The organism is Paractinoplanes hotanensis (assembly GCF_023717965.1).
Classification (GTDB): domain Bacteria; phylum Actinomycetota; class Actinomycetes; order Mycobacteriales; family Micromonosporaceae; genus Actinoplanes; species Actinoplanes polyasparticus.
Genome location: NZ_JAMQOL010000071.1, coordinates 57451 through 81937 on the forward strand (window position 1 = coordinate 57451; position 24487 = coordinate 81937).

Here is a 24487-nt window from a genome sequence, read left to right on the forward strand (position 1 = left end):
AGCCTCAGACTCGGGCTGCTCGATCTCCGCTGCTGGGCGGTCCTTCGGATACCCGCAGAGGTGGAGCTGAATGGCGACCGAGGAAACCCTCCGCGACTACCTCAAGTGGGTGACCGCGGACCTGGCCCAGACCCGCCGGCGGCTCGCCGAGCTGGAGTCGGCCGACCGGGAGCCGATCGCGGTGGTGGCGATCGGCTGCCGGTTCCCCGGCGGTGTCGGCTCGCCCGACGACTTGTGGTCGCTGGTCACCGAGGGCCGGGACGCGATCTCGCCGTTCCCGGCCGACCGGGGCTGGGAGACCTGGTTCGAGCCGGGCTCTCCGGCGGCCGAGGTCGGCACCGGCGGCTTCCTGCACGACGCGGGCGACTTCGACCCCGCCTTCTTCGGCATCAGCCCGCGCGAGGCCCTCGCGATGGACCCGCAGCAGCGGGTGCTGCTCGAGGTGGCCTGGGAGACGTTCGAGCGCTCCGGCATCGACCCGGCGTCGCTGCGGGCCACGGCGGCCGGAGTGTTCGTCGGCGGTAGCTACCTGGGCTACAGCTCGTACGTCGAGGACCTGCCCGACGGTGTCCTCGGCCACCTGCTCACCGGCACCGCTCCGTCCGTTCTCTCCGGCCGGCTCGCGTACACGTTCGGCCTCGAAGGCCCGGCCGTCACCGTCGACACCGCCTGCTCGTCGTCGCTGGTCGCCCTGCACCTGGCGGCCAAGGCGCTGCGCAGCCGCGAATGCTCCATCGCCCTCGCCGGTGGGGTCGCCGTCATGTCCACACCGGACTCGTTCGGGGAGTTCACCAAGCAGGGCGGTCTCGCCGCGGACGGCCGGTGCAAGTCGTTCGCGGCGGCGGCCGACGGCACCGGGTGGTCCGAGGGCGCCGGCCTGCTGCTGCTGGAGCGGCTGTCCGACGCGGAACGGCTCGGCCACCCCGTGCTGGCCGTCATCCGGGGTTCGGCGGTCAACCAGGACGGGGCCTCCAACGGCCTGACGGCCCCCAACGGCGGCGCCCAGCAGCGGGTTATCCTGCAGGCCCTGGCCAACGCCGGGCTGAACCCGGCGGACGTCGACGCGGTGGAGGCGCACGGCACCGGAACCCGGCTGGGCGACCCGATCGAGGCCCAGGCACTGATCGCCACCTACGGCCAGGACCGGGCCGAGCCGCTGCTGCTCGGGTCGCTCAAGTCGAACATGGGCCACGCCCAGGCGGCGGCCGGGGTCGGCGGCGTCATCAAGTCGATCCTGGCGCTGCGCCACGGGTCGCTGCCGCGCACGTTGCACGTGGACGAGCCGACCCCGCAGGTGGACTGGTCGGCCGGCACGGTGGAGCTGCTGACCGAGCAGCGGGAGTGGCCGGCGCTCGACCGGCCGCGCCGCATGGCGGTGTCGTCGTTCGGTATCAGCGGCACCAACGCCCATCTCATCCTGGAGCAGGCGCCCACGGTCGCCCAGGCGCCCACGGCGTCCTCGTTGCCGCTGGTTCCGCTGGTGGTGACGGCTCGCTCCGAGACGTCGCTCGAGGCCCAGATCCAGCGTGTACAACGCCTGATGGCGCCCGCCCAGGACGTCGCCGTCACGCTGGCCTCGCGCCCCACATTCGACCGCAGGGCCGTGCTGCTCGGCGACTCCGTCGTGCGGGGTGTGGCCGCCGAGGGCCGGTTGGCGTTCGTGTTCACCGGCCAGGGTTCGCAGCGGCTGGACATGGGCCGCCGATTGTACGAGGCGTTCCCGGTGTATGCGGCGGCCTACGACGAGGTTGTCGGACTGTTGGACATTCCGGATCTGGACGTCGATCAGACGGGGTGGGCGCAGCCGTCGATCTTCGCCGTCGAAGTCGCACTCTTGAAGCTCGTACGCGCTTGGGGTCTGGCCCCGGATGTGGTGGCGGGTCATTCGATCGGTGAGGTCACGGCGGCGTACGCGGCCGGGGTCCTGTCGTTGGCGGACGCGGCGAAGTTGATCTCGGCTCGTGCTCGTTTGATGCAGGCGTTGCCTGCCGGTGGCGCGATGCTGGCGGTGCGCGCCTCCGAAACGGATATCCGCACCGCTTTCCCTGAGCTGGACATCGCCGCGGTCAACGGTCCGGACGCGGTGGTGGTCGCCGGACCGGCTGCTGAGGTGGACCGGGTTGCGGAGCACGGCTGGAAGACGACGCGGCTGCGGACGAGTCATGCGTTCCACTCGCGGTTGATGGAGCCGATGCTGGACGGCTTCCGGGCGGTGGTGGAGACGCTGACGTTCTCGGCGCCCACGATTTCGTTCGTGTCGTCGGTGACGGGCGGTGCGGCCGATTGGACTGACCCCGGCTACTGGGTTGATCAGGTTCGTCGTACGGTCCGGTTCGCCGATGCCGCGGCTGCCCTCGACGCCGATCTCGTGCTCGAACTCGGTCCTGACACGGTGCTGGCCGCGATGGTCCCCGGCGCCGTGGCTGCCCTGCGGCGTGACCGCGACGAGGTCGAGACGCTGCTCACCGCGGTCGCCGACCTGTTCGTGCACGGCCGCGACGTCGACTGGCGGGCCATGCTCGGCGACGGCCTGCTTGTCGACGTGCCCACCTATCCTTTCGACCACCAGCGCTACTGGCTGCGCCCCACGCCGCGCGAGACGGCCGCCGCGACCGGCGCCGACGCGTGGCGCTACCGGGAGACGTGGGCGACCCGTCCTGACCCGATCGGGCGGGCGCTCAACGGCACGTGGGCGCTGCTGGGCGACGACCCGGACGACCTGGCCGGCCTGCTCACCCGGGCCGGCGCGTCGGTCGTACGCGGAGAGGTGCCGGCCGCCACCCCGGTCGTGGCCCTGGTGTCGAACGAGCGGGAGGCGCTCGCCGCCGCCCAGGCCGTCGAGAACGCCGAGGCCGGTCCACTCTGGATTGTCACCCGCGGGGCGGTCGCGACCGGTCCCGGCGACGTGCTCGCCGACGCCGGCCCGGCCGAGGCCTGGGGTCTGGGCCGCACCATCGGACTGGAATGGCCGGACCGCTGGGGTGGCTTGATCGACCTGCCGGCCACGCTCGACGCCCGGACCCCGGACCGGCTCGTGGCCGTCCTCGCCGGCGGCCTCGGCCCCGAGGACCAGATCGCCGTCCGCTCGTCCAGCCTTCTCGTCCGTCGCTTGGAGCATGCCCCCGCGGCGACCGGTGACGGCTGGCAGCCCCGCGGCACCGTCCTGATCACCGGTGGCACCGGCGCACTGGGCGGCCACGTCGCCCGCTGGGCCGCCGCCAACGGGGCCGACCGTCTGATCCTGGTGTCCCGCCGCGGCGTCGCGCCGGCCGACCTGCCGAAGGCCGAGACGTATGCGTGCGACCTGAGCGACCGGGCCGCGGTCGAGGCCCTGCTGGCGCGGGTAGGACCGGTGAACGCCGTCGTGCACGCGGCCGGCATCTCGCACAGCGCACCCCTGGCCGAACTTGACGACGCCGCCCTGGCCGAGGTACTCGCGGGCAAGACCGCGGGTGCCCGGCACCTCGACGAACTGCTCGGCGACACTGAGCTGGACGCGTTTGTGCTCTTCTCGTCGATCGCCGCCACCTGGGGCAGTGGCTGGGGTGGCGCCTACGCCGCCGCCAACGCCGGCCTGGACGCCCTGGCCCAGCGCCGCCACGCCCGCGGACTGGCCGCCACCTCGATCGCCTGGGGCCCGTGGGCCGACGCCGGCATGGCGACCGAGGGCGATACCGGGGCCGCGCTCAGCCGACGCGGCCTGGCCGCGATGGACCCCGCCTGCGCTGTCGAGGCGCTGAGCCGGGCCGCGGGGGAACCATCGCCGCTGCTCACCGTGGCCGACGTGAACTGGCCGTCGTTCGCCGAGACCTTCACCGCGGCCCGCCGCCGCCCCCTCATCGAGGACCTGCCCGAGGTCGCCGCCGCGGTGGCCGAGGCGCCGGTGGCCGAGACCGGCTGGCGCGCGCAGCTGGCCGGCCGGCCACGGGTGCAGCGGGAGGCCGCGCTGGTCGACCTGGTGCGCGGGCACGCCGCGCGGGTGCTCGGGTACGCCTCGGCCGAGGCGGTCGCCGTCAAGCGGCCGTTCCGCGAGCTCGGGTTCGACTCGCTGACCGCGGTCGACCTGCGCAACGCGTTGGCCGGCGAAACCGGGCTGCGGTTGTCCCCGACCCTCGCCTTCGACTACCCGACACCGCTCGAACTGGCCCAGCACCTGCAGGATCTGGTGTTCGGTGCCGAGGACGCCCCGATCGCTGCGGTCCCTGTCACGGTGGCCGCCGAGGACGACCCGATCGTGCTGACCGCCATGGCCTGCCGGTTCCCGGGTGGTGTCACCACACCGGACGAGCTGTGGAATCTGGTCGCCGGCGAGGTGGACGCCGTGGGCCCGTTCCCGGCCGACCGGGGCTGGGATCTCGACGAGTTGTACAGCGAGGACGGCGCCCGGCCCGGGACCTCGTACGTGCTGAACGGCGGCTTTGTCGACGGCGCCGATTGTTTCGACCCGGGCCTGTTCGGGATCAGCCCCCGCGAGGCCCTCGCCATGGACCCGCAGCAGCGCCTGCTGCTCGAAGCCGCGTGGGAGACCTTCGAACGCGCTGGGGTCGATCCGCTCAGCCTGCGCGGCCGGTCCGTCGGCGTCTTCGTCGGCCTGACCCACCAGGCCTACGTGTCGCTTCTCGAGGGCGGCAGTGAGGACCTGGGCGGGTACGTCGGCATCGGCAGCGCCGGCAGCGTCGCGTCGGGCCGGATCGCGTACACGTTCGGCCTGGAAGGCCCGGCCGTCACCATCGACACCGCCTGTTCCTCCTCGCTCGTGGCGCTGCACCTGGCCGCGCAGGCCCTGCGCACCGGGGAGTGCGACCTGGCCCTGGCCGGCGGCGTGACCATCATGGCCACGCCGGGCACGTTCACCGAGTTCTCCCGCCAGCGTGGCCTCGCCACCGACGGACGCTGCAAGCCGTTCGCAGCCGCAGCCGACGGCACCGGCTGGGCCGAGGGCGTGGGCCTGCTGCTCGTCGAGCGCCTCTCGTCCGCCCGGGAACAGCGCCGGCCGGTGCTCGCCGTGCTGCGCGGCTCGGCGGTCAACCAGGACGGCGCCTCCAACGGGCTGACCGCGCCGAACGGACCGTCCCAGCAGCGAGTGATCCGGCAGGCGCTGGCCAACGCGGGTCTGGCCGCGGCCGACGTGGACGCCGTCGAGGCGCACGGCACCGGCACCACGCTGGGCGACCCGATCGAGGCTCAGGCGCTGCTGGCCACGTACGGGCAGAACCGGGAAACGCCCCTGTGGCTGGGATCCGTCAAGTCGAACATCGGCCACACCCAGTCCGCCGCCGGGGCGGCCGGAATCATCAAGATGGTGCTGGCGATGCGGCACGGCACGCTGCCGCGCACGCTGCACGTCGACGAGCCGACGTCCAAGGTGGACTGGTCGGCCGGGTCCGTCTCGCTGCTCACGACCGCGCAGCCGTGGGAGGCCGGGACGCGGCCCCGCCGGGCCGGCATCTCCGCGTTCGGCGTCAGTGGGACCAACGCGCACGTCATCCTGGAAGAACCGCCCGCTTACGAGCCCGGCGACCAGCCCAGCACGCCCGCGCCCCCGATGCTGCCGTTCGTCGTGTCGGCGGCCACCGAGGCCGGGTTGGACGCCCAGACCGGCCGGTTGCGCGATTGGCTGGACGCGAACCGCGACGCGGACCTGGCCGACGTTGCCCGCACGACCGCTGCCCGGGCCGCGCTGGCCCACCGGGCGGTCTACCTGGCGCCCAACCGGCCGCAGCTGCTCCGCGCTCTGGGCCGGGGCGCGGCCGTCGCGCGGGGCGAGACGAGCGATGGACGGCTCGCGCTGCTCTTCACCGGCCAGGGTGCCCAGCGGGTGTCGATGGGCGAGCAGCTGTACGCCGCCTTCCCGGCCTACGCGACCGCCTTCGACGAGGTGTGCGCCCGCGTCGACCCGCTGCTCGACCAGCCGCTGCGCCTGGTGGTGTTCGCCGACCCGGACGCGCTCGACCGCACCGAGTACGCCCAGCCGGCCCTGTTCGCGGTCGAGGTGGCGCTGCTGGCGCTGCTGCGGGACTGGGGTGTGGCGTACGACTTCGTGGCCGGCCACTCGATCGGGGAGGTCGCCGCGGCGTACGCGGCCGGGGTGTTGACCCTCGACGACGCGGCCGCGCTGGTCGTGGCCCGGGGCCGGTTGATGCAGGCGCTGCCCGCCGGTGGTGCGATGGCCGCGGTGCAAGCCTCCGTCGACACGGTGTGGGCGGCCTTCCCGGACATCGACATCGCCGCGGTCAACGGCCCTCTCGCGGTCGTCGTCTCCGGCCCGGTGGACGACATCGAGCGGGTCGCGGAACAGGACTGGAAGACGACGCGCCTGCGCACGAGCCATGCGTTCCACTCGCGGCTGATGGAGCCGATGCTGCCCGCCTTCCGGGAGGTCGTCGAGGCGCTGACCTTCCGCGAACAGGTCGTCCCGACGGCCGGACCGGCGCGCTGGACCGATCCCGGATACTGGGTCGAGCACGTCCGCGGCACGGTGCGCTTCGCCGACACCGTGGCCGAACTCCGGGCCCAAGGTGTGACCCGGTTCCTCGAGGTCGGACCGGACGGCGTGCTCACCTCGCTGGTCGGTGGCATCGACCCGGACGTGCTCGCCGTGCCCACGCTGCGCCGCGACCGCGACGAGACCACTACGCTGCTCACCGGTGTCGCCACGGTCTTCGCCGGCGGTTCCGAGGTCAACTGGGCGGCGGTGACCGGCGCCGGCTCGTGGCTGAACGGCCTTCCCACGTACGCCTTCCAGCGCGACCGCTACTGGCCGGAGCCCGCCGCCGACGGGATCGACCCGGCGCACCTCGGACTCGGCCTCACCGGACATCCCCTGCTGGCCGCCGCGGTGCCGCTGGCCGACGGCGACGGGGTGGTGCTCACCGGCCGCCTGACCCTGAAGGCGCAGCCGTGGATCGCAGACCACACCGTGCTCGGCAGCGTCCTGGTGCCCGGGACCGCGCTGCTCGACATGGCCCTCGCCGCCGGAACGGCCGTCGAGGAACTCGTGCTGCGGCAGCCGCTCGTGCTCGCCAACCCGGCCGGAGTCGCCGTGCAGGTGATCGCGGGCCCGCCGGACGACACCGGCCGCCGCCCCGTGTCCGTGCACTCCCGCCCGGGCGAGGACGACCCGTGGACGCTGCATGCGACCGGCTTCCTCTCCGAGCCGACGGACTCCGGGCAGACGTTCTCCTGGCCGCCCGCGGGAGCCACCCAGGTCTCGGTCGACGGCCTCTACGACGACCTGGCCGCGGCCGGCTACGAATACGGCCCGATGTTGCGGGGCCTGCGGGCGCTGTGGTGGGACGGGGACGACCGCTACGTCGAGGCTGAGCTGCCCGGCGACCCCGGGCGGTTCGCGGTGCATCCGGCGCTGCTGGACGCTCTGCTGCACGGCCTCAGCGCCGACGGCGAGGGTGACGGCTCGACCCGGTTGCCGTTCGCCTTCACGGGAGTGACGGTCCACGCCGAGGGGGCCCGGCTGTTGCGGGCGCGGCTGCGCACCACCGGCGACAGCGTGCGGGTCGATGCGATCGACGCCGCCGGGGAGCCGGTGGCCACCATCGAGGGGTTAGTGTTCCGCGCCGTCAGTGCCGACGAGGCCGCGGCAGCTTCGAGTGAGGCCACCCGGTCGCTGTTCACGGTGGACTGGGTGCCGCAGGACGTGTCGGGTGTCGCCCCCGACGCGATCATCGCACTGGGCGACCCGGCTCCGGCGAGCGGCACAGTGCTGGTCGATGCGAGCGCACCTGGTACGGCGTTCGACCGTTGCGCCGCTTTGCTCAGTCTGCTGCAGAAATTCGACGGCGATCGCTTGGTTGTCCGCGCGCCGCTCGACGACCCGGATGGTGCCGCTCTGTGGGGGTTGGTCCGCTCGGCGCAGTCCGAACAGCCCGATAGGTTCTTTTTGCTCGACGATTTCGAAAGCGCTGCTGTCTATCCCTCTGGGCGGCCGACCCCGGAAGATCAGCACGTTTACGACCTGCCGCAGGTCAAGATCCGTGACGGGAAAGTGCTGGTCCCGCGCCTGACCCGGGTGCAGCCGACCGGCACGCCCGACTTCGGCGACGGCACCGTGGTCGTCACCGGCGCGACCGGCACCCTCGGCGGCCTGATCGCCCGCCACCTCGTCGAGACGCACGGCGTACGGAAGCTGCTGTTGTTGTCTCGCTCGGGCGGCACGCTGGACATTGAGGGCGCGACCGCCGTCGCTTGCGATCTGTCGGACCCGGAGGCGGTCAACGAGGCGCTGGCCGGCCAAGAGATCACCGCGGTCATCCACGCCGCCGGGGTCATCGACGACGGCCTGCTCGCCGACCTCACCCCGGCCCGGCTCGAGACGGTGTTCCGGGCCAAGGTGGACGCGGCCCGCAACCTGGCCGCGGCTGTCGAGGGCCGGCCGCTCGAAGCGTTCGTCCTGTTCTCCTCGGCGTCCGGCATCTTCGGCAACCCGGGACAGGCCAACTACGCCGCCGCCAACGCCTTCCTCGACTCGTACGCGGCCGAGCTGCGCACCCGGGGCATCCCGGCGACCAGCCTCGCCTGGGGCCTCTGGGACGCCGGGCTGGGCGCCGCCCTCTCCGACGCCGACCGCCGGCGGATGGCCCGCAACGGCTTCGGCGCGCTCGACACCGCGGCCGGGCTGCGGCTCTTCGACGCCGCTGTGGCCGCCGGGACCGCGCTGGCCGTCCCGATGCGTCTCGACCTGGTTGCCCTGCGCACCGCCGGCGACATCTCTCCGCTGTTGCACGGCCTGGTGCCGCCCCGCGACCGCCGCCGCGCCGCCGCCGCGGAAACCAGGGACCACCGGGCCGGGCTGGACGAGACGAGCGCGCTGCTGCTCGTGCGTACGCTGGCCGCCGCCGTCCTCGGCTACCCGAGCGCCGACACGATCCCGGCCGCCCGAGCCTTCCGGGAACTCGGCTTCGACTCGCTGACCGCGGTCGAATTGCGCAACCGCGTCGCCGCCGAGACCGGACTGCGGTTGCCGGCCACGCTCATCTTCGACTACCCGAACGCGACCGTGCTGGCCGAGCACCTGACCGCCGAGGTTTCAGGCGTCCCGGTGGCCACTGCCACCCCGGTCGCGCCGGCCAAGGTGATGGACGACGACCCGATCGTCATCGTCGGCATGGGGTGTCGGTACCCCGGCGGCATCGAGAACCCGGACGACTTGTGGCGCCTGGTCGCGGAGGGCCGCGACGGCATCGGCCTGTTCCCGGACAACCGGGGCTGGGACGTCGAGGGTCTCTACCATCCCGACCCCGACAACCCCGGCACGTCGTACGCGCGGGAGGGCGGCTTCCTGTACGACGCCGCCGATTTCGACCCGGGCCTGTTCGGGATCAGCCCGCGTGAGGGCATGGCCATGGACCCGCAGCAGCGGCTGCTGCTCGAATCGTCGTGGGAGACCCTGGAACGGGCCGGCGTCGACCCGTTGACGCTGCGCGGTTCACGGACAGGCGTGTTTGTCGGCCTCATGTACCACGACTATCTGGGCCGCCTGACCGCCGTACCGGAAGAGGTTGAAGGTTTTCTGGGCACCGGAAACTCGGGCAGCGTGGCGTCGGGCCGAATCGCCTACACGTTCGGCCTCGAGGGCCCGGCCGTCACAGTCGACACCGCGTGCTCGTCGTCGCTCGTCGCACTGCACCTCGCCGTCCAGGCGCTGCGGTCCGGCGAATGCGATCTCGCGCTCGCGGGTGGTGTCACCGTCATGGCCACCCCCGACACCTTCACCGGCTTCTCGCGACAGCGCGGCCTCGCCGCCGACGGGCGGTGCAAGTCGTTCGCGGCGGCGGCCGACGGCACCGGCTGGGGTGAGGGCGTCGGCATGCTGCTGGTCGAGCGGCTCTCCGACGCCGAACGCCAAGGCCACCGCGTGCTCGCGATCGTGCGTGGCACCGCGGTCAACCAGGACGGCGCCTCCAACGGGCTGACCGCTCCGAACGGCCCCTCGCAGCAACGAGTCATCCGGCAGGCGCTGACCAACGCCGGCCTGACGACATCCGATGTCGACATGGTTGAGGCGCACGGCACCGGCACCACGCTGGGCGACCCGATCGAGGCGCAGGCGCTGCTGGCCACGTACGGACAAGGGCGCGACCGGCCGCTGTGGCTCGGCTCGATCAAGTCGAACCTGGGCCACACCCAGGCCGCCGCCGGCGCCGCCGGAATCATCAAGATGGTGCAAGCCATGCGGCACGGGCGGATGCCGATGACGCTGCATGTCGACGAGCCGACGCCGCAGGTGGACTGGACGGCCGGCAACGTCGCGCTGCTGACCGAGGCGCGGGACTGGCCGGCGTCCGGGCCGAGGCGGGCCGCCGTGTCGTCGTTCGGCATCAGCGGCACCAACGCCCACGTGGTCCTGGAGGAGCCGCCGGCCGCCCCGGTTGAGCCGGCCCGGGTGTGGACAAGGCCGGTGCCGGTGGTGCTCTCGGCCAATGATCCGGCCGCGCTGGCCGAGCAGATCGGGCGGTCCGGCGCGGTTTCCGGCGACGCCGCCCACGCCATGACACGGCGGGCTACCCTCGCCCACCGCGCCGTGCTGTTGCGGCCGGGAAGCGGAGAGCCCGTCGCGATCGGGCGTGCAGCTGAGGGCCGGCTGGCGATGGTCTTCACCGGGCAGGGCTCGCAACGCTCCGGCATGGGCGAAGAGCTTTACCAGACCTTTCCCGCGTACGCCGCTGCGTACGACGAAGTTGCCGGCCTGCTGAACTTGCCGGACCTCGACGTGGATCAGACCGGATGGGCCCAGCCGGCCATCTTCGCGGTCGAGGTGGCGCTGCTCGCCCTGCTGCGGAGCTGGCGGATCAGCCCGGACGTGGTGGCCGGCCACTCGATCGGCGAGATCACCGCCGCGTACGCCGCCGGGGTTCTCACCCTGGCCGACGCGGCCACCCTGGTCTCGGCGCGCGGCCGGCTCATGCAGGAACTCCCTGCGGGCGGCGCGATGCTGGCAGTCCGCGCTTCCGAAGCGGATGTCCACTCCGCTTTCCCCGACCTCGACATCGCCGCGGTCAACGGTCCCGATGCGGTTGTTGTCTCCGGCCCTGCGGCCGAGGTGGAGAAGGTCGAGCGGCACGGATGGAAGACCACCCGCCTGCGAACCAGCCACGCCTTCCACTCCCGGCTGATGGACCCGATGCTGGAGCCGTTCGCTGAGATCGTCCGCGGGCTCACCTTCCACCTGCCGCGCCTGGCGGCGGTGTCCACGGTGGACCCGGACGGGCCGCTCCGCTGGGCCGATCCGGACTACTGGGTCGAGCAGGTGCGCCGGCCCGTGCGGTTCGCCGACGCGGCTGCCCGCCTCGACGCGGCCCGGGTGCTCGAGGTCGGCCCCGACACCGTGCTCGCTGCCCTGATCCCGGACGCCGAGGCGGTGCTGCGCCGCGGCCGGGGTGAGGTCGAGACCCTGCTCACCGCCGTCGCCCGGCTCTACGCCGCCGGTCAGGACGTCGACTGGGCGGCCACGTTCGGACCCGGCCCGGCGCCCGTGCTCGACGTGCCCACCTACCCGTTCCAGCGGCAGCGGCTGTGGATCGACGTGATCGACCCGGCCGCCGACCTGCCCGGCGCCGGACTGCGCGAGGCCGCCCACCCGATGCTCGGCGCGGCGGTCACGCTCCCGGACAGCGACGCGCTGCTGTTCACCGGCCGGCTCGCCAAGGCCTCACCCGGCTGGCTGGCCGAGCACACCGTCTTCGACACCGTGGTTGTGCCCGGCGCCGCGCTCCTCGACCTCGCGCTGGCCGCGGGCGAGGAGGCCGGCGTGCCGGTCGTCGACGAACTGCTGCTACAGACGCCGCTGGCCCTCCCGCCGACCGGTGGGATCGCCTTGCGTGTGACCGTGGGCGCCCCGGATGTCGACGGGCGCCGGCCGGTCGCGGTCTACTCTCAGGCCGACGGCGCCGACGACTGGATCGTGCACGCCACCGGCGTTCTCGCGCCCGAGACCGGCACTCCGGTGGCCGTTCCGTCGGTCCAGGCGGAACCCGTCGATCTGGACGGCCTCTACGAAGGTCTCGCCGACGCCGGGTTGCGCTACGGCCCGGTCTTCCAGGGCTTGACGGGTGCCGCCCGGCACGACGACGAGGTGGTCGCGGACGTCCGCCTGGAAGGCGCCGACCCCGACGGCTATGGCGTTCACCCGGCCCTGCTCGACGCCGCGTTGCACGCCATCGGCGCGACCGGACTGTTCGACGGAACCGTGCGGCTACCCTTCGCGATCAACGGCGCCCGCCGGCACACGCCCGGGGGTGCGAGGCTACGGGTCCACCTGACCCGGGTCGGCGAGGCTGCGGTGCGGCTGATCGCCCTGGACGAGGCCGGGCGACCGGTGCTGACCGTCGAAGAGCTGACGTTCCGGCCGGTCACGGCCGGCCAGGTCGGCTCGCCGGTGGCCGCCCGCCTGCTCTATGGCGTGGACTGGGTGCCGCAGGAGGCTTCCGGCTTTGCTCCCGACGCGGTGATCGCCCTGGGCGATCCGGCGCCTGCGGGTGGCACGGTGCTGGTGGATGCGAGTGCGGCTGGTACGGCGTTCGACCGTTCGGTTGCTTTGCTCGCCCTACTCCAGAAATTCGAGGGTGATCGTCTGGTCGTGCGCGCGCCATTGGCCGATCCCGATGGTGCTGCTCTGTGGGGTCTGGTCCGTACCGCCCAGTCGGAACATCCCGATAAGTTCTTTTTGCTGGACGATTTCGACAGCGATACTGTTCTCAACCCTGAGCGGGCGGGGGGTGGATGGCTGGCCCCGGAGGGTCAACACGTCTACGAGCTGCCGCAGGTCAAGATCCGTGACGGCAAGACCCTGGTGCCGCGGCTGGCCCGGGTGCGGTCGGAAGGAACGCCCGACTTCGGCGACGGCACGGTGGTCGTCACCGGCGCGACCGGCACCCTCGGCGGCCTGATCGCCCGCCACCTTGTCGAGACTCACGGCGTACGGAAGCTGCTGTTGTTGTCTCGTTCGGGCGGCACGCTCGATATCGAGGGCGCGACCGCCGTCGCGTGCGATTTGTCCGATCCGGCAGCGGTCAACGATGCGCTGGCCGGAAAAGAGATCACCGCGGTCATCCATGCGGCTGGGGTGCTCGACGACGGCGTCCTGGATTCGCTGACGCCCGAACGCCTCGCGACCGTCTTCCGGGCCAAAGTGGACGCCGCCCGCAACCTGGCCGCCGCGACGCGCGAGCAGCGGTTGAGTGCCTTCGTGTTGCTCTCGTCGGCGTCCGGCATCTTCGGCAACGCCGGCCAGGGCAACTACGCCGCCGCCAATGCCTTCCTGGACTCGTACGCGGAGGAATTGCGAAGCCAGGGAGTGCCGGCGACCTCGCTGGCGTGGGGGCTGTGGGACGCGGGCATGGGCAGCACGCTCGCCGAGTCCGATCGGGCCCGCCTCACCCGTACGGGATTCGGCGCACTCACCCCGGCCGAGGGCCTGGCCGCCTTCGATGCCGCTCTCGCCACCGGCCGCCCGCTGGTCGTCCCGATGGCGCTGAACCTGGCGGCGATGCGGGCCCACGGCGAGGTTCCCGATCTACTGCGCGGGCTGGTCGTGGTGACGAAGAAGGCCGCGCCGACCCTGGGTGACGACCTCGCGAAACTCAGTCCGGCCGACCGCGAGAAGGCTCTGCTCGAACTGATCCGGGCCCGCACCGCCGCGATCCTCGGCTATGCCTCACCGCGGGAGGTCGACCCGGCCCGCGGCTTCCTCGAACTCGGCTTCGACTCACTGACCGCGGTCGAGCTGCGCAACCGGCTCTCTGCCGAGAGTGGGCTGCGGCTGACGGCCACCCTGTTGTTCGACCACCCCTCGCCGGTCGTGCTGGCCAAACACCTCGTGGACGCGCTCCAGCCGGCCGTCGACAGGAGAGACCCGGCCGACTCCGTGTACGACGGCATCGCGGGCCTGGAGGCACTGCTCCGCGCGGCCGCCCTCGACGACGAGCGCCGCGCCGCCGTTGGGCAGCGGCTCCGAGCCCTCGCCGCCGCCTGGGCCGCCCCCACGGCCGGCTCCGACGACCTCGAATCGGCTACCGCCGACGAGATCTTCGACCTGCTTGACGAGCTCGGCACCCCGTGAGCCGGCCCCGATCCGAAGGCGGTTCCGCCATGTCCGACGCCCAGGACAGCGAGAAGTACCTGGCCTACCTCAAGCGCGCGACCGGCGATCTGCGGGCCGCCCGGCGCCGCATCGAGGAGCTCGAGCACAAGGCGGGCGAGCCACTCGCCATCATCGCGATGAGCTGCCGCTACCCGGGCGGCGTGGCAGGCCCCGAGGATCTGTGGCGGCTCGTCGACTCGGGCGCCGACGCGATCGGGGCCATGCCGGGCGACCGCGGCTGGGACGTCGACGGCCTCTACGACCACGAGTCCGGCCGGCTCGACCAGCAGGCGCGACTCGAGGGCGGCTTCCTGCACGACGCGGCCGGGTTCGACGCCGACCTGTTCGGGATCAGCCCGCGCGAGGCCCTCGCCATGGACCCGCAGCAACGGCTTCTGCTCGAAACCACCTGGGAGGCCTTCGAGCGGGCCGGGCTCGACCCGACGGCGTCGGCCTTTCCGCGTACGGGTGTGTTCGCCGGCGTCATGTACCACGACTACGGCAGCCGGCCGCTGGATGTGCCCGAGGGCGTTGCCGGCTACCTCGGCAACGGAAACTCCGGCAGCGTCGCGTCGGGCCGGATCGCGTACACGTTCGGTTTGGAAGGCCCGGCTGTCACCATCGACACGGCGTGCTCCTCGTCGCTGGTGGCCATGCACCTGGCCGGGCAGGCGCTGCGCAACGGGGAATGCGATCTGGCCCTGGCCGGCGGCGTCACCGTGATGGCCACCCCGGGCACGTTCGTCGAGTTCAGCCGGCAGGGTGGGCTGGCCGCCGACGGCCGGTGCAAGTCGTTCGCCGCCGCGGCCGACGGCACCGGCTGGGGTGAGGGCGTCGGGCTGCTGCTGCTCGAACGGCTCTCCGACGCCCAGCGCAACGGGCACCCGATCCTCGCCGTCATCCGCGGTTCGGCGGTCAACCAGGACGGGGCCTCCAGCGGTCTCACCGCACCCAACGGACCCTCGCAGCAGCGGGTGATCCGGGCCGCACTTGCGTCGGCGGGGCTGACGACGTCCGATGTGGACGTGGTCGAGGCGCACGGCACCGGAACCCGGCTGGGCGACCCGATCGAGGCGCAGGCGCTGCTCGCCACCTACGGCCAGGACCGGGAAAGACCGCTGTGGCTGGGCTCGGTCAAGTCGAACATCGGGCACACCCAGGCCGCGGCCGGTGTCGCCGGCATCATCAAGATGGTCGAGGCCATGCGGCACGGCGTGCTGCCGATGACCTTGCATGTCGACGAGCCGTCGCCGCAGGTGGACTGGACAGCCGGATCGATCGAGCTGCTCACGTCGGCCCGGGAGTGGCCGGCGTCCCCGACGCGGCGGGCGGCGGTGTCGTCGTTCGGCATCAGCGGCACCAACGCCCACGTCATCCTCGAGCAGGCGCCCGCTTCCGATCCTCACCCCCGTTCGACAGCGTCCCTGCCGGTTGTTCCGCTGGTGGTTACGGCCCGGTCCGAGGCGTCGCTCGAGGCCCAGATCTCTCGCGTACGGGGTGTGGAAGCCGACCCGGCCGATATCGGCGCGGCCCTGGTGTCGCGGGCGGTGCTGGACCGCCGGGCCGTGCTGCTGGGCGACACGGTCGTCCGAGGCGTGGCCGCCGAGGGCCGGCTGGCGTTCGTGTTCACCGGTCAGGGTTCGCAGCGCCTCGACATGGGCCGCCAGTTGTACGACACGTTCCCGGTTTATGCCGCGGCCTACGATTCCGTCCGCGCGCTGTTGGACATCCCTGACTTGGACGTGGATCAGACCGGGTGGGCGCAGCCGTCCATCTTCGCGGTCGAGGTGGCGTTGCTTGCTCTCGTACGGTCGTGGGGTCTGACTCCGGATGTCGTGGCGGGCCACTCGATCGGTGAGGTCGTAGCCGCGTACGCCGCCGGGGTCTTCTCCCTGGAAGACGCGGCGAAACTGATCTCGGCACGCGGCCGGTTGATGCAGGCCCTGCCGGCCGGTGGCGGCATGTTGGCAGTGCGCGCCAGCGAAGCGGATGTCCACTCCGCCTTTCCCGACCTGGACATCGCTGCGGTCAACGGGCCGGACGCGGTGGTGGTCGCCGGGCCGATCGACTTGCTGGACAGGGTCGCCGGGCACGGGTGGAAGACCACCCGGCTGCGGACCAGTCACGCCTTCCACTCGCGGCTGATGGAACCGATGCTGGCCGACTTCCGCGCCGTCGTGGAAACCCTGACGTTCCGCGAGCCCACCATGCCGATCCAGGCCGACTGGACGAACCCCGGGTACTGGGTCACGCACGTCCGCGCAACGGTGCGCTGGGACGACGTCGAGCTCGACGCCGACCGGGTGCTCGAACTCGGCCCCGACGCCGTGCTGGCGGCGATGATCCCGGACGCGGTGGCGGCGATGCGGCGCGGCCGCGACGAGCCGGCCACCCTGCTGACCGCGGTCGCCACCCTCTTCGTACGCGGACAGCACGTCGACTGGCGGGCCGTGCTGGGCACCGGCCGGCCGGTCGACCTGCCGACCTACCCGTTCGCGCACCAGCGCTACTGGCTCGACAACGCCGCCGACACCGGTGACGTGACCACCGCCGGCCTGCTCGCCACCGACCACCCGATGCTCGGCGCCGCCATGTTGCTCGCCGACAGTGGCGGCGCGCTGCTCACCGGCCGGCTCTCCGCCGGCACGCCCGCGTGGCTCGCCGACCACGAGGTCTTCGGCGCCACGCTCGTCCCCGGGACGGCCCTGCTCGACCTCGTGCTCGCCGCCGGCCGCCGGGCGGGCCTGGCCGCCATCGACGAGCTGATCCTGCGCGAACCACTGGCCGTCCCTTCCCACGGCGGCCTCCGCTTGCAGGTGCGCGTGGGCGTCGACGGGGCTGTGACCGTGCACGCCCAGCCCGAGGACGCCGACGAGTGGACCTTGCACGCCGAGGGTCGCCTGGTTCCACTCGAAGCCCTCGAGCCCGACCTGAGCCTGGTCGCGTGGCCGCCGCCCGGCGCCGACGAGCTCACCCTCGACGGCCTCTACGCCGGACTGGACGAGGCCGGGCTCCGTTACGGGCCGGCGTTCCAGGGCCTGCGGCGGGCGTGGCGGGCCGGCGCGACCGTCTTCGCCGAGGTGGCGATCGACCGAGTGACCGACGGGTTCGGCGTGCACCCGGCGCTGCTCGACGCGGCGCTGCATGCGATCGGCGCCGCCGGCATGTTCCCCGACGAGGGCGTACGGCTGCCGTTCTCCTTCAGCGGAGCTAGGCTCACCGGCACCGCCGCCGCCGAATTGCGCGTACGGCTGACCCGCGAGCCCGGCGCCGACGCGATCCGTCTGCTGGTCGCCGACGGCGCGGGCCTGCCGGTGGCCACGGTGGACGAGTTGCGCTTGCGGCCGGCGGCCACTCCCAGCCAGGCCAACGGCCTGCTGTTCGCCGTGGAATGGGTGCTGCAGGAAGCGAATGGCTTCGTGCCGGACGCGGTGATCTCCCTCGGCGACGAGGCTCCGGCCAGTGGCACGGTGCTGGTGGATGCGAGTGCGGCTGGTACGGCGTTCGACCGTTCCGCCGCTTTGCTCGCCCTGCTGCAGAAATTCGACGGCGATCGTCTGGTCGTGCGAGCCCCGCTTGACGACCCGGATGGTGCTGCTCTGTGGGGTTTGGTCCGGTCGGCGCAGTCCGAACAGCCCGGTAGGTACTTTCTGCTGGACGATTTCGAAAGCGCTACTGTCTTTTACCCTGGGCGGGCGGGGGGTGGGTGGCCGACCCCGGAAGATCAGCACGTTTACGAGTTGCCGCAGGTCAAGATCCGTGACGGGAAAGTGCTGGTCCCGCGCCTGACTCGGGTGCAGTCGACCGGCACCCCCGACTTCGGCGACGGCACGGTGGTCGTCGCCGGGGCGACCGGCACGCTGGGTGGCCTGATCGCCCGCCACCTGGTCGAAACGCACGGCGTACGCAAGCTGCTGTTGCTGTCGCGGTCGGGCGGCACGCTGGACATCGAGGGCGCCACGGCCGTCGCTTGCGATGTGTCCGATCCGGAAGCGGTCAACGCAGCACTCGCCAACCAGCGGATCACCGCGGTCATTCACGCGGCCGGGGTCCTCGACGATGGGCTGATCGGTGACTTGACCCCGGCCCGGCTCGAGACGGTCTACAGGGTGAAGGTCGACGCCGCCCGGAACCTGGCCGCCGCGACGCGCGGCCATCGGCTGAGCGCGTTTGTGTTGTTCTCGTCGGCGGCCGGCGTTTTCGGCAACGCGGGGCAGGGCAACTACTCGGCCGCCAACGCCTTCCTTGACGCGTACGCCGCGGAACTTCGCCGCGACAACATCCCGGCCACCTCTCTCGCGTGGGGGCTGTGGGACGCGGGCATGGGGGAGAGCCTCGGCGAGTCCGGCCGGGCCAGGATGCGCCGCGGCGGCGTTCTTCCGCTGACGGGCGAGCAGGGCCTGGCCGCCTTCGACGCCGCGGTCGCCACCGGACTGCCCCTCGTCGTGCCGATCTCAGTCGACACCTCCGCGCTTAGGGAGGCCACCGGCGCGCCCGAACTGCTGCGGAGTCTGGTGCGCGCCCCAGCCCGCCAGAACGCCGGCACCACCCTGGGTCGCCGCCTGGCCGACCTGCCCGGCGACCAGCGCGTTGCCGCTCTGCTCGGGTTGGTGCGGTCGCAGGTGGCCGATGTGCTCGGCTACGGCCGCGCCGACGACGTCGATCCGTCCCGCGCGTTCAGCGAGCTCGGCTTCGACTCGCTGACCGCCGTTGAACTGCGCAACCGGCTCGCCGCCGCGACCGGGCTGCGGCTGCCGTCCACCCTGGTGTTCGACTATCCGAACGCGGCCGCGCTGGCCGTGCAGGTCGGCACGGAACTGGCCGGCGCCGACACCCCGGACGCGGTGACGACACGCAGTGCCATCCGGGTGGATGAGCCCATCGCGATCGTCGGCATGGCGTGTCGTTACCCCGGCGGGATCCACAACCCGGACGACCTGTGGCGGCTGGTGTCCGAGGGCCGCGACGCGATCGGCCCGTTCCCGGCCGACCGCGACTGGGACCTGGAGCGGCTCTACCACCCCGATCCCGACCACCCCGGCACTACGTACGCCCGTGGCGGCGGCTTTCTCTACGACGCCGCCGAGTTCGACCCCGCGCTGTTCGGCATCTCGCCGCGTGAGGCGCTCGCCATGGACCCGCAACACCGGCTGCTGCTCGAAACCTCGTGGGAGGCCTTCGAGAACGCCGGCATCGATCCGCGTGGGCTGCGGGGCTCGCGGACGGGCGTGTTCACCGGTGTCATGTACGGCGATTACGCAACGGTGCTGGAGCAGGCCGAGGCGCAGGTCGAAGGCTTCATGGGTACGGGCGGGAGCATCGCCTCGGGCCGGGTCTCCTACACGTACGGGCTGGAAGGTCCGGCCATCACCGTGGACACAGCGTGTTCGTCCTCGCTTGTTGCCTTGCACCTCGCCGTGCAGGCGCTACGCAACGGCGAGTGCGACTCGGCTCTCGCGGGTGGCGTGACGGTGATGGCCACCCCGGGCACCTTCATCGGGTTCTCCCGGCAGCGTGGGCTGGCCGCCGACGGCCGGTGCAAGGCGTTCGCCGAGGGTGCCGACGGCACGGGCTGGGCCGAGGGCGCCGGCATGCTGCTGGTCGAGCGGCTGGCCGACGCGGAACGCCTCGGCCACCGGGTGCTCGCCGTCGTACGGGGGAGCGCCATCAACCAGGATGGCGCCTCCAACGGGCTGACCGCCCCGAACGGTCCGTCGCAACAACGGGTCATCCGGGCCGCACTCGACGCCGCCGGGCTGACGACATCCGATGTCGACGTGGTCGAGGCGCACGGCACCGGTACGTCGCTCGGCGACCCGATCGAGGCCCAGGCGCTGCTCGCCACCTACGGACAAGACCGGGACGAGCCGTTGTGGCTCGGCTCCGTCAAGTCGAATCTGGGCCACACCCAGGCCGCGGCCGGTGTCGCGGGCATCATCAAGATGGTCCAGGCCATGCGGTACGGCGTCCTGCCCGCGACGCTGCATGTCGACCAGCCGTCTACGCATGTCGACTGGACGGCCGGCGCGGTCGAACTGCTCACAGCGGCGCGGGACTGGCCGGCCTCGCATAAGCGCCGCGCTGCGGTCTCATCGTTCGGCATCAGCGGCACCAACGCGCACGTCATCCTCGAAGCACCCGACCCGGCGACGACTACGCCGCCGACTGCTCCAGTTGTGCCGCTGGTGGTCAGCGCGGCCACCGAATCGGCTTTGACCGGTCAGCTCGAACGCCTTCGCGCGTACCGGATCGCCCATCCGGAAGCGTCGACGACCGACATCGCCTGGACGCTCGCGCGCCGGACGCCGTTGCCGCGGCGTGCGGTGCTGCGGCCGGACGAGACGCTCGTGACTGGTTCCCCACGGCCCGGCCGGCTCGCGTTCGTGTTCACCGGCCAGGGCTCGCAGCGGCTCGACATGGGCCGGCAGCTCTACGAGACGTTCCCGGCCTACGCGGCGGCGTACGACCATGTTGCCGCGCTGCTCGGCATCCCGGATCTGGGTGTGGACCAGACTGGGTGGGCGCAGCCGGCGATCTTCGCGGTCGAGGTGGCGTTGCTTGCGCTCGTACGGTCGTGGGGTCTGACTCCGGATGTGGTGGCGGGTCATTCGATCGGTGAGGTCACTGCGGCGTACGCGGCCGGGGTTTTGTCACTCGAGGACGCCGCGAGGTTGATCTCGGCTCGGGCGCAGCTGATGCAGGCGTTGCCTGCCGGTGGCGCGATGCTGGCGGTGCGTGCTTCCGAAGCGGATATCCACTCCGCTTTTCCCGATCTGGACATCGCGGCGGTCAACGGTCCGGAGGCGGTTGTCGTTGCTGGGCCGGCCGCGCAGGTGGCGAAGGTCGCCGAGCACGGTTGGAAGTCAACACGGCTGCGGACGAGCCATGCGTTCCACTCGCGGTTGATGGAGCCGATGCTCGACGACTTCCGCAGGGTCGTCGAGACGTTGACGTTCGCCGAGCCGACGATCTCGATCGTGTCGTCGGTGACGGGCGGCGGGGCCGACTGGACCGATCCCGAGTACTGGGTGGCGCAGGTGCGCGCCACGGTGCGGTGGGCCGACGTCGACCTTGACGCGGGCCGGGTGCTCGAGCTTGGCCCGGACACTGTGCTGGCCACGACGATTCCCGATGCGGTGGCCGCCCTACGGCGCGACCGCGACGAGGTCGAAGCGCTCCTCGCCGCCGTCGCCGACCTGTGGGTTCATGGTCAGACCGTCGACTGGACCGCCGTACTCGGTGGCGGCGCCCTGCTCGACCTGCCCGGTTATGCGTTCGACCACCAGAGCTTCTGGCCCCGCCGCCGCAACCGGGCCGCCGCCGACGCCGCCGGCCTGGGACTCACCGACACCGGCCACCCGCTCCTCGGCGCCGAGATCACCCTGCCCGGCGCCACCGAGACCGTGCTGACCGGCCACCTTTCGGCCACCACCCACCCGTGGCTGGCCGACCACACCGTCCTCGGCGACGTAGTCGTCCCCGGCGCCGCCCTCGTCGAGATGGCCATGGCCGCCGGCGCGCGCATCGGCCACCCCGTGCTGGACGAGCTGGTTCTGCAGGCGCCGCTGACCCTGCCCACCCGGATCCGCACCACGGCCGGCGCCTCCGACGGGGACAACCGGCGGCCGGTCACCATCCACGCCCGCCCCGACGACGACAGCGACTGGACGCTGCACGCGACCGGCCACCTCGCAGCCTCGTCCGCCGAGGACACCGACGACCTCATCGCCTGGCCACCCACCGAAGCACGGGAGGCCGACCTGGACGGCCTTTATGAGGCGTTCGCCGAGGTGGGCCTGGGCTACGGTCCGGCCTTCCGGGGGCTGCGGCGGGCCTGGCGGTCGGCCGGTTCCGTGTACGCCGAGGTGGCCGTCGACGAGCCGGGCGACGGCTTCGGGCTGCATCCGGCGTTGCTCGACTCGGCGCTGCACGCGCTCGGCCTGGGCGGTCTGCTGCCCGAATCCGAGGGGGCGCGACTCCCGTTCGCGTTCACCGGCGTACGGCTGCTCGGCGAGCCGACGGCCATGGTGCGCGTCCGTCTGACGGCAGAGGCCGATTCCGTAAGCCTGTTGCTGGCCGACCAGACCGGCCTGCCCGTGGCCCACATCGACGGCCTGAGCCTGCGCCCTCTCACCGACGCCGCCCGCCCATCCTCCGCGGACCGGCTGCTGTTCGCCCTCGACTGGGTGCCGCAGGAGGCCGTGGGCGTCGCCCCGGATGCGGTGATCACCCTGGGCGAAGAAGCTCCGACTTCCGGCACCGTGCTGGTCGACGCGAGCGCGCCCGGTGCGGCGTTCGACCGTTGCGCCGCTTTGCTCGCCCTGCTGCAGAAATTCGAGGGCGATCGTCTGGTCGTGCGGGCGCCGCTGGACGATCCGGATGGTGCTGCTCTGTGGGGGTTGGTCCGGTCGGCGCAGTCCGAACAGCCCGGTAGGTACTTTCTGCTCGACGATTTCGATTCCGATGCTGTCTCTTCCCCTGGGCGGGTGGGGGGTGGGTGGCCGACCCCGGAAGATCCACTGATTTACGAGTTGCCGCAGGTCAAGGTCCGTGACGGGAAGGTGCTGGTCCCGCGCTTGACCCGCGTCCGGCCTGAGGCCGCGTCGGACGACGGTTCGGGCCAGACGGGAGCGCGGCGCTTCGGCGACGGCACTGTGGTGGTCACTGGCGCGACCGGAACCCTCGGTGGCCTGATCGCCCGCCACCTTGTCGAGGCTCACGGCGTACGCAAGCTGCTGTTGTTGTCTCGCTCGGGCGGTACGCTCGACATTGCGGGCGCAACAGCTGTCGCCTGCGATTTGTCCGACCCGGCGGCGGTCAACGCGGCGTTCGAAAACCAGAGGGTCACCGCGGTGATCCACGCCGCGGGCGTTCTGGACGACGGCCTGATCGGCGACCTGACGCCGGCCCGGCTCGAGACCGTCTTCAGGGCCAAGGTCGGTGCTGCCCGCAACCTGGCTGCCGCCACGCGCGACCATCAGCTGAGCGCGTTCGTGCTGTTCTCGTCAGCGGCCGGCATCTTCGGCAACGCCGGTCAGGCGAACTACGCCGCCGCGAACGTGTTCCTCGACGCGTACGCCGAGGAACTCCAAAGCGAGGGCATACCGGCGACGAGCATCGCCTGGGGGCTGTGGGACGCGGGCATGGGGGAGTCGCTCGCCCGGACAGACCGTGAGCGGATGCGCCGCGGCGGAATCGTCCCGCTGAGCGCGGACGAGGGCCTGGCCGCGTTCGACGCGGCCGTCGCGATGGGCCGGCCGTCCATCGCCGCGCTGGGCGTGGACACCGCGGCCTTGCGCAAGGCCGACTTCGTGCCCCCGATGCTGTCCGGCCTCGTTCCCGTACGGTCCATCGCACCCAGCCGGGACCGGCCGCTCGCCCAGCGTCTCGCCGCCCTGTCCGCTCCGGAACGCGACCGCGCCCTACTGGCCCTCGTCACCACCCACGTCACCGGTGTCCTCGGTTACGCCTCGCCAGACCAGCTCGACCCGGGGCGCGCGTTCACCGATCTCGGCTTCGATTCACTGACCGCGGTCGAGCTGCGCAACCGCCTGGCCGCCGCGACGGACCTGCGCCTTTCGTCGACATTGGTGTTCGACTATCCGAACGCTGACGCGCTGGCCGCGTTCCTGTCCGGCGAGCTGTTCGGCGCCGTCGAGCGGAGCCCGGCCACCGCGACCCGGACGGCTACCGACGAGCCGATCGCGATCGTCGGCATGGCGTGTCGGTACCCGGGCGGCGTGACCTCACCCGATGACCTGTGGAACCTGGTCGCCGCCGGCCGCGACGGCGTGGGCCCGTTCCCGGCCGACCGCGGCTGGGATGTGGACAACCTCTTTCACCCGGACCCGGACCACCCCGGCACCACGTACACCCGCGAGGGTGGGTTCCTGCACGACGCCGGCGACTTCGATCCGGGGCTGTTCGGTATCTCCCCGCGCGAGGCCCTCGCGATGGACCCGCAGCAGCGCCTGCTCCTCGAGACGAGCTGGGAGGCGTTCGAGCGTGCGGGTATCGACCCGCTCTCGCTGCGCGGCCGGAGCATCGGCGTGTTCGCCGGCGTCATGTACCACGACTACGGCTCCCAGACCGCCGAGGTGCCACCCGGCGTCGAGGGCTTCCTCAGCACCGGCAGTTCCGGCAGCGTCGCCTCGGGCCGGGTCGCGTACACGTTCGGTCTGGAGGGCCCGGCCGTAACCGTCGACACGGCCTGCTCCTCGTCGCTGGTCGCGCTGCACCTGGCCGCGCAGGCAATCCGGTCCGGCGAATGCGAATCGGCTCTGGCCGGCGGCGTCACCGTGATGGCCACGCCCAACACGTTCGTCGGGTTCTCCCGGCAGCGCGGGCTTGCCGCGGACGGTCGTTGCAAGGCGTTCGCGGACGGGGCGGACG

2 pseudogenes are annotated in these 24487 nt (G+C 72.4%); both read left to right on the forward strand.

Annotated elements, in window-relative coordinates:
* Nucleotides 1-79: 79 nt before the first annotated feature.
* Nucleotides 80-14074 (forward strand): annotated as a pseudogene (locus LXN57_RS42055) (SDR family NAD(P)-dependent oxidoreductase); the annotation flags it as partial.
* A gap of 80 nt (nucleotides 14075-14154) precedes the next feature.
* Nucleotides 14155-24487 (forward strand): annotated as a pseudogene (locus LXN57_RS42065) (SDR family NAD(P)-dependent oxidoreductase); the annotation flags it as partial.